Source organism: Nonomuraea basaltis, from assembly GCF_005893125.1.
In the GTDB taxonomy this organism is placed as follows: Bacteria; Actinomycetota; Actinomycetes; order Streptosporangiales; family Streptosporangiaceae; genus Nonomuraea; species Nonomuraea basaltis.
In genome coordinates, this window is record NZ_VCJS01000596.1 from 1 (window position 1) to 976 (window position 976).

The 976-nt window shown below is 68.9% G+C and carries 2 protein-coding genes; both read right to left on the reverse strand.

The features are described from left to right. Positions 1-264: 264 nt before the first annotated feature. Positions 265-624 carry a peptidase inhibitor family I36 protein gene (locus EJK15_RS69580; RefSeq protein ID WP_138720968.1) on the reverse strand — a complete coding sequence of 120 codons (360 nt, stop codon included), beginning with the start codon at positions 622-624 and terminating at the stop codon, positions 265-267. 154 nt (positions 625-778) lie between these two features. After that, positions 779-976: hypothetical protein (locus tag EJK15_RS74045; protein WP_206062406.1), on the reverse strand; the 198-nt coding region annotated here is incomplete at its 5' end.

Sequence of the window (976 nt, forward strand, 5' to 3'; positions counted from 1 at the left end):
AAGTAACGGCGAAAGGGGCAGTTCCCCAGCACGCCGCGGCGGTTCCCGAACGTGCCGAGCGTCCCGCCGTCGGCCAGGGTGTCGAACCCGTCGGTGGCGCAGCGACCGGGGCCGGATCGCGTGTGGTGGATGAACACCGCGTCGAGGGCCATCAGCCGACGGATCGCCTCGAATGCGCCGGGCGCTGGGGGATCGTAGATGGTGCCGTCGTGCTACCGCCCGCGATGCCCGCCTACCGAAGTGGCGGCCGGGCGGAGGGGACTACTACTCCCATTGGCAAGGACCCCGCTTGGCGGAGAGGACGTCGAAGCCGAAGTCTGCCACGGTCTCGTTGCGCGCGACCTCCCGGCGCTCGTAGCCCTGGTAGCCCGGCGCGTTGTAGAAACACCAGGGTTCCGGGGTCTGGTTCTGTGCACTGCGCACGGGCGGGACGATGTAGGGCGTATCGTCCCACAGCAGCCTTAGATCGCCCTGGCCGCCCGGCTCGGTCCAGACGCAGACCCCTACGACCCGGGGGCACGGGTAGGACTCGGCCGTGTGCGCGTTGGCGGTCGGCAGCGCGAGCCCGGTGGCGGCCGTTAGGACGGCCACGACCATCGCCGTGCGGCGGGAGAGGTTCTTCATGATCTGCTCCTTGTTCTTGGGGAGTCTGCGGGTGACAGATGCTCAGTAGCTAACAATGAGTAGTCACTTGATGACAGAGGGAAAACAAGGCTGTAACTTCCCAGACACGTGCGTAGCCCTGCTGCCCGCACGGCGAACCGGGCGGCGCCGACCTTCACCCGCGCTCCGGCCGCCCCTGGTGCCCGCTGTTCCGGGCCGGCGCCGCCGCCCACATCGACCTCGACGTCGACGTCGAGCTGGCGCCCACCGGGACCGGCCCATGAGCCAGGCCGTTTCCGGACTTTCCGGCCAGGTCTACGCGCGTACGCGTGAGCGCCTGGTCCAAGGCCGGTGACCGCCCATCGAGATCATG